This window comes from Mesorhizobium sp. M7A.F.Ca.US.002.01.1.1, from assembly GCF_004022955.1.
In the GTDB taxonomy this organism is placed as follows: domain Bacteria; phylum Pseudomonadota; class Alphaproteobacteria; order Rhizobiales; family Rhizobiaceae; genus Mesorhizobium; species Mesorhizobium ciceri.
Genome location: NZ_RZQE01000477.1, coordinates 1 through 4,493, shown reverse-complemented (window position 1 = coordinate 4,493; position 4,493 = coordinate 1). Strand labels below are relative to the sequence as shown.

The 4,493-nt window shown below is 64.1% G+C and carries 4 protein-coding genes and 1 pseudogene; 1 reads left to right on the top strand and 4 read right to left on the bottom strand.

The window, feature by feature from the left end; translation table 11 throughout:
- Window positions 1–86: 86 nt before the first annotated feature.
- From EN932_RS30040 to EN932_RS30030, 3 genes are all read right to left on the bottom strand, one after another.
- Window positions 87–1,178 (bottom strand): YcjF family protein, encoded by a 1,092-nt coding sequence (locus EN932_RS30040; RefSeq protein ID WP_013531865.1) that lies wholly within the window; start codon window positions 1,176–1,178, stop codon window positions 87–89.
- A complete protein-coding gene (locus EN932_RS30035) occupies window positions 1,175–2,653 on the bottom strand; it encodes a YcjX family protein (RefSeq protein ID WP_128369291.1) in 1,479 nt (492 codons plus the stop codon). The genes EN932_RS30040 and EN932_RS30035 overlap by 4 nt, the downstream gene beginning before the upstream one ends.
- 63 nt (window positions 2,654–2,716) lie before the next feature.
- Complete coding sequence (locus tag EN932_RS30030; protein ID WP_024503532.1) at window positions 2,717–3,220, bottom strand: histidine phosphatase family protein; 504 nt, start codon at window positions 3,218–3,220, stop codon at window positions 2,717–2,719.
- Window positions 3,221–3,552: 332 nt separating this feature from the next.
- Between EN932_RS30030 and dksA the strand changes: the two genes are divergently transcribed.
- A complete protein-coding gene (gene dksA, locus EN932_RS30025) occupies window positions 3,553–3,969 on the top strand; it encodes an RNA polymerase-binding protein DksA (RefSeq protein WP_013531862.1) in 417 nt (138 codons plus the stop codon).
- Window positions 3,970–4,154: 185 nt separating this feature from the next.
- On the opposite strand, the pseudogene EN932_RS30020 reads toward dksA, so the two are convergent.
- A pseudogene (locus tag EN932_RS30020) lies at window positions 4,155–4,493 on the bottom strand (hypothetical protein); the annotation flags it as partial.

Below are 4,493 nucleotides of genomic sequence, written 5' to 3'. Positions count from 1 at the left end.
ACAAGATTGGTTAATGCTTCGTCACCGCGGGGCCGCCGCAGAGCAGTCCGGTAACGATTCCGAATGCCCGGACACTCCAGCCCGGCTCACTTGCCGGAGGGGGTCGTTGCACCGTCTTTCCTGGTTGCGAACGATGTCAGCGCCGAGAGGAAGTCGCCCAATCCGGGACGTTTGGCGGCGCTGAAGGGCAGGGGTCGAGCCGTCTCCATCGCGGCGATGCCGATGCGCGCCGTCATCATGCCGTTGACGACGCCCTCGCCAAGCTTGGCCGAAAGACGCGCGGCCAGGCCGTGGCCAACGATCTGCTGGACGACACTGTCGCCGACCGCGATCGAACCGGTGACCGCCAGATGCGCCAGAACGCTGCGCGCCAGGCGGAAGAAACCCAGCGTTCCCGGCCGTCCGCCATAGAGTTCCGACAGGCGCCGAATGAGCCGCCCGGCCTCGAACACGACATAGGCAACATCGACCAGTGCGCGTGGACTGACCGCCGTCACCAGCGAGACGCGTTTGGCAGCTTCGAGAATCATCACTTTCGCTCTGGCATCGAGTGGTCCGAGAATTTCAGCCTCCGCCAGGCGCACGAGATTGCCGCCGTCGATGATTTCGCCGCGCAATTCGGCCAGCGCGCGCCGGCCGGCCGCGGTCTCGGGTTTGGCCGAGACAAAGGCCGACAATTCGTCGACGACCGATCGTGCCGCCTTGGGATCGTCGCGGGCGATCGCATCGAGCGCCCGCTTCTGCAGCTTTTCGACCTCGGCGAGGCGGGCGATCGCCAGGAATTCGCGAATCAGGATCACCACAAGCGCCAGCACGGCGATGGCGGCCATGCCGGCGGCCAGCCAGCCCAGCCACTCAGCGCGCGCAAAGAGGTCGCGTATGAGCTGGTCGGTCCACAGGCCGACCGCCAGCGAAACCAGCACGCCGAAGGCGCCGAAGAAGATGCTGCCGAGCAGCGAGCGTTTCCTGGGGGCGACGGCTGGTGGCGGCTCCGCGGCAATGATGTCGGGCTCGTCGAAGACATCGACTTTCGCCGGAATGACCATCGCGACATGGGTTTTCATCGCGCGGGGTTTGCGCTGGGTGTCGGCCTGGATGTTGCGCGGCTCAGGGGCCGCTTGTCTCGGTGGGGCTTCCGGTTCGATGCGGAATGCCGCCGGCTTGCGGGGCGCGGTCATGCCAGATGATCTCCGATCAGGAACTGCAAGGCACGGTCGAGCCTGATATGCGGCAGCGACAGCGTGACGCCTTCGGCCGTGCGTTCGAGCTTTGGGGGACGGAAACGGACGAAGCGGATTGCAGGGTCCGCGGAGTCCTGCCTGTGATCGGCTCCCGAAACATCGAAAACCGCATCAATATTCTCCGGTAAGTCACCGGGAAATATGGCTGTTTCAGTTTTTCCATCGAAGGTTTCGCCGTTGATCTTCTCACCGGCTATCGGCGTGCCCATGATTACGGGAAGCGTCTCCCCGCCTTGCCTGACGGTTCCTTCGCGCGTCGCGCGCACCGCCGCCATGGCGACCACATCGACATCGGCGCCGGTGAAATTCGCCCGTGCCACGGCGCGGTCGGCAAGCCGCCGCACGATCGCCTGCAGCCGGTCATGGCTTTCGTGATGCAGATGGTCGGCCTTGGTCGCGGCAACCAGGATGCGGTCGATGCGCCGCGAGAACAGATCGGTGAGGAAGCTGCCCCGGCCGGGGCGAAAACAGCTGAGGATCTCGGTCACCGCGCGTTCCAGGTCGGCCATGGCGCCCGGGCCGGCGTTCAGCGCCTGCATAGCGTCGATCAGCACGATCTGGCGGTCGAGGCGGGTGATGTGTTCCCGGAAAAAGGGTTTGACGACATGCGTCTTGTAGGCCTCATAGCGCCTGTCCATCATGGCGTGCAGCGAGCCTGCGCGCGGGCGCTTGTCGTCGATCCCGGCCAGTGGCGCGAAGGTCAGGGCCGGCGAGCCTTCGAGATCGCCCGGCATCAGGAAGCGGCCGGGCGGCAAGGTCGAAAGCGCCCGCTCGTCGAGCTTGCAGGCCTTCAGATAGGCGGCGAAACTCTCGGCCAGGCGGCGCGCCGTCATCTCGTCGGCATCGGCGTTCGGGTCGATCCCGGCCGATAGTGCCCGCCAGGCTTGCGACAGGTCCTCGCGCACCGGCAGAACAGCCATTTCAAAGGCTTCGTGGGAAAAATCGGCGAAGGATTTGCCGAGCAGCGGCAGATCGAGCAGCCATTCGCCGGGATAGTCGACGATATCGACCGACAATCTGCCCGAGGAAAACATGCGGCTCCAGCCGGAAGCCGATTCATATTCGATGGTCAGCCGCAGCTCCGAAATGGCGCGCGTCGAATCGGGCCAGACGCGGTCGTTGACCAAGGCTGCGATGTGGTCCTCGTACTGGAAACGCGGCACCGCGTCGTCGGGCTGCTGCTCGAGGAAGGCGCGCGCGATGCGCCCCGATTTCTGCGCCTCAAACAGCGGCAGGCGCCCGCCATGGATCAAATTGTGGACAAGGGCCGATATGAACACCGTTTTGCCGGCGCGGGACAATCCGGTCACGCCGAGGCGCAGCGATGGGGAAAAAAGCCCGGTGGCGCGGCCCGATAGCGTGTCGAGGGCAATCCTCGCCTCGTCGGTGAAGGTGGTCAGCGATGATGCCAAAATATGCTCTCTCGAACTTCGGTCCGTCCGATATAGGCGCTGCAACAAGGCTTTGAAATGGCTTCAGAGATCGGCCGGCGTCAGGAACACTTCGAGATAGCCGGTGCCTTGGGCGGCGCTGGCAAGATCGCCGTCGAAGCGGACGACCGCCAGGCCCGCGGTCGGGAACCCATGGTTCAGTGTGGCCCGCGCAGCCTCGTCGCCGCCGCCCGAAACTGCCAAGGCAAGGTCTTCCATCATCGGGTTGTGGCCGATGACCAGCAACGAGCCCGATCCGCCATTGTTCTTGATAAGGTTGAGATAACCGGCCGCGTCCGCGCTGTAGAGCCCGTCGAAGAACAGGACCCGGCCGGTGTCGGTCTGGCCGGCCAGGCCTTCCAGCGTCTCTTTGGCGCGTTTGGCGTTGGAGCACAGCGTCCGGTCCGGAACATAGAGGCGGGAGCGCATGGCGGCGCCCATCATTTCGGCATCGGCGCGGCCGGACGCATCGAGCGGACGGTCGAAATCGCGCATGCCGGGCAATGCCCAGCCTGCCTTGGCATGTCGCAACAGATAAAGCCTGCTCACCCAACCTCCGAATGCCGAAGCCTTCCGGGATTAGCCACGAGAACGGCGTCGCGCACAATGGCCCGTGCTCTTCAAACACGGCGAATCAGCCAACGCTGGCTGCTGCAAAAGGCGCTTGCATATCGGCCCCGGGGTCACCGCGATCAGGGAAAATATGCGTCACCGGATCCAAAGTGTCGCGGCGGAGTTTGTACCAAAGCGACCGTACGCGGCTGCAAAGACGCGTGCCCAGGTACTTTAACAATTGCGTGAAACAGCGGCCGATTGCGCTTGTGCAGGCGTCGGACGACGAATATATAGGCGCCAAATTTGGGGCAGTTTGGGTGAGTCGAATGAACGACATCGTTACCGCCGATTACGTACCCTCCGAAGACGAGCCGTTCATGAACGAGCGGCAGAAATCCTACTTCCGCTCAAAGCTCGTCACCTGGAAGAATGACATATTGCGCGAAGCGCGCGAAACACTGGAAATCCTGCAGCAAGAAAACGCCAACCACCCCGATCTGGCCGATCGCGCCTCTTCGGAAACCGACCGTGCCATCGAACTCAGGGCCCGCGACCGTCAGCGCAAGCTCATTGCAAAGATCGATTCCGCCCTGCAACGCATCGACGAAGGCACCTACGGCTATTGCGAAGAAACCGGCGAGCCGATCGCGCTGAAGCGGCTCGATGCACGTCCGATCGCGACATTGTCGATCGAAGCGCAGGAGCGGCATGAGCGCCGCGAAAAAGTCTATCGCGACGACTGAAGCTCACGGCCGGCTGTCTCGAACGAACTCGATTCTGAAAATGGCCGGTTTTCCGGCCATTTTCATTGGTGCGGCATCCACCGCTCAGGGCGCGCGAAGATCGAAAACCCTCGGGGCTTCGGACGAGGTGGTTCGGCAGCCGGACCGGCGACGGTGTTTCGCGGGGATAGCGACCCGGCGGTCGCTCATTTCTTCTGGCTGGAGAGTTCACCGAGAAGCTTGGTCATCTCGTCGTCGAGCGACTGCGGCGCCGCCGGCTTGCCCACCTGGCCGCCCGAACGGGGCTGGTCCAGTGATACTTCAAGTTCTCTCATCAGCGTGTCGTCGATGCTGTCCTGCACCGGCTGCGGTGGTGGCGGGGCGTGCCGGGCGGTGTTGGCGTTGGCGGAGCCGTAGGCGGGCAACGGCGTGACATTGGTCGGCTGGTAGCTTTGCGTTGCCGGCTTCGGTGCAGGTGCCGGCGGCGCTGTCGGACGGGGGCGGGCGGGCGGCGTCGTATTCACCGGCTGTGGAGCGGGTGCCTG

Coding starts and splice junctions, on each gene's coding strand:
- EN932_RS30040 (WP_013531865.1), bottom strand. CDS start 1,178: ATGACCGCGCCCCGCAAGCCGGCGGCATTCCGCATCGAACCGGAAGCC.
- dksA (WP_013531862.1), top strand. CDS start 3,553: ATGAACGACATCGTTACCGCCGATTACGTACCCTCCGAAGACGAGCCG.